This window comes from Saccharopolyspora sp. NPDC000995 (assembly GCF_053599315.1).
In genome coordinates this window covers 1-2,327 of the sequence record NZ_JBSFLZ010000285.1, presented here as the reverse complement: position 1 = coordinate 2,327, position 2,327 = coordinate 1, and the positions used below count along the sequence as shown (strand labels likewise).

2 protein-coding genes are annotated in these 2,327 nt (G+C 63.6%); both read right to left on the bottom strand.

What is annotated here, in order from left to right; translation table 11 throughout:
• Nucleotides 1–239: 239 nt before the first annotated feature.
• Nucleotides 240–1,178: a Ppx/GppA phosphatase family protein gene (locus ACWDKQ_RS35800; RefSeq protein ID WP_450143177.1), complete on the bottom strand. Its 939-nt coding sequence runs from the start codon at nt 1,176–1,178 to the stop codon at nt 240–242.
• 9 nt (nt 1,179–1,187) lie between these two features.
• Nucleotides 1,188–2,078, bottom strand: a complete 891-nt coding sequence (locus ACWDKQ_RS35795) for a hypothetical protein (RefSeq protein ID WP_450143176.1) — start codon at nt 2,076–2,078, stop codon at nt 1,188–1,190.
• Between the last annotated feature and the right edge of the window lie 249 nt (nt 2,079–2,327).

Here is a 2,327-nt window from a genome sequence, read left to right as displayed (position 1 = left end):
GCGACCGCCGCCACCGCCCTCAGCCTCCTGCTCCAACAATGGTGAACCCCCGTGCATGAGCGCCAAGATCCCCTCACCGCAGCCATCGTCGGGCCTAACTCGGGACCACTTCGAGCAGGCAAGACGCCCGGGCGTCGAGAACGGCGGACGACTCACTGGCTGCGAAAGCGCCTGCCTCCAGCCGACCGCCGGTGAACTCGCTTGCCGTGATGCTGTTCGGTATCTGGATCTGATCCCGCTTATTCCAGGGAGTACGCGATTCCATGCAGAATGTCGTGCTCGCTGATGATCAGGTCTTCGGCCTGAGCACATCGCATTACCGTACGCACGCCGAGCGCGCTGACGGGCAGTACGTCGGCCATACCCTTGTGGATTCCGGGCAGCGCTTGTCGCTGGGCGAAGGACATTCCCAACACCCGCTCTGTCACGCAATCGACCTGGTCGTAGGTCATTCGTGCGTGATGGAGCCTTCGTCCGGGAAGCGCGATGGCGGCAATTGTGCCGACTGCTTCGGAGACGCCGAGAAGCCGAGTGCCGGACAAATCGGGAAGTTCGGCCAGCGCCTGATCGGCCAGTGCCGTGATCTCGTCCTGTACCGCCGCGAGTTCTCCCGAGGCTGGAGGATCCGACCGCAGGTGGCGTTCGGTCAGGCGTACGCAGCCCAGGCCGACGGAGACGGACCTGTCCGCGACCCCCGCTGTTCCCAGCGCGAGCTGTGTGGACCCGCCACCGATGTCGGCGACCAGGTAGCTCGCCTGCGGAAGACCGCTGGTGGCCCCGTTGAAAGCGAGCCGTGCTTCCTCGTCGCTGGTGATACCTTCCGGCGCGCAGCCGAGTGTCTCTAGGACCAGTGTGCGGAACTCGTCGTGGTTGGACACTCGTCGGGAGATCCATGTGGCGCACATGCGCACGCGCTCCACACTGGACGTGGTGATGATTGCTGCGTATTCGGCCAACACGGCGCGCGCCCGTTCGAGGGATTCGCGGGAGATCGAGCCTTGTTCGTCGACTCTCTGCCCCAAACGGACGATGTCGAACCGTTTCGAGACTTCCGTCAAATGCCCGTCGGCACCGAGGTCGGCAACCAGCATCCGGATCGAGTTGGTCCCGCAGTCGATCGCCGCTACTCTGCGGCGCCCCACTACCTTGCCGGTGGGCCGCCGGCGGTGCTGAGTCACGGCAGGTTCTCACTTCGTCTTGGCAGTCAACGACACCGGATCCACGTGCGTGACGCCGAGCTTGGTCATCCAGTCCTGCTCGGCCAGCGTTCCGATGACGTAGACCGGTTTGCCGATCCCGATGGCGTATCCGAGTTCCCAGGAGCAGTCGTTGCCTATCGGAGGCTGGCAGATCACACATTCCGCATTCTCGATCGCCGTCTGGCACTGCTGCGCGCCGCGGGGAAAGTCGAACGTCACCTCATCCTTCGGCAGCCACAACTCCAAGCCGAGCGAGGCCGCAAACTTCAGCGCATCCGTAGGATCCGTTTGTTCGGTTTTGCACTTCGCACAGTAGTAAGCGTGCATCGCCCGCCTTTCGATCTGCATGCCCGGACAGCGGCTCAGCCGCACGGACCGAGAATAGAGAAACGATCTCGAGACGGTCAGGTCAAGAAGTGTGATCCGCTGTCGGCATCCGCATCCTCGAAGCCGGCAAAGCTTCACTTGCCGTAACAGGAAACCGCCGTTTAAGTGAACGATCCGCGCTGACCAGGTGACAGCCCTTCCGTTGACAACACGGGACGAGTACTTCGTGGTCAGAGTTCCTGACCATCCGACGCTGTCCGGCCTGACACGGCTGGTCCCGGGCGAGCATGCGGCCGCCGGCACGGGCCGCGGTGTTGCGGCGCTGCGATTCCGGGTTCTGTCGCGTCGCACCATTTGATCCATTTGACCGTGACCAGACGGTTTATGGCGAGGTGTCCCGTCGCCGGTGACGACGACGACGCGGTCGGTGCGCTGCAGCGTGTGGACGATGCGTGCCTTGTGTGCTGGGGTGGTGCGGGTGAATACCGCGATGTTGGGGGCTTTGACGGCCAGTTCGTCGTCGGTGAGGGCGTCGAGGTCGGTGCCGGTCATGATCCTGGTGGCCGACCAGGATGCCGAGTTCGGCGGCGATGGCTTCGGCGGTGCTGGGTCTGGCTGCTGAGCATCCAAGCGTGTCGAAGACGTGGGTGGATGGCGGCTACGAGAAAGCGCCGGGATAAACCGGCATGGAGAAGGAGATGAGAGCGCTCTAGGAAGCGCCGGGGTAAACCGGCATGAGGAAAGGGATGAAAGCGCCCGACATCGAAGGAGTAGCGATCCACGATGGCCCCGAGCCATGCG

Bases quoted from the DNA above. Each gene is read 5' to 3' on its own strand.
- ACWDKQ_RS35795 (WP_450143176.1), bottom strand. From the start codon at position 2,078: ATGACCGGCACCGACCTCGACGCCCTCACCGACGACGAACTGGCCGTC.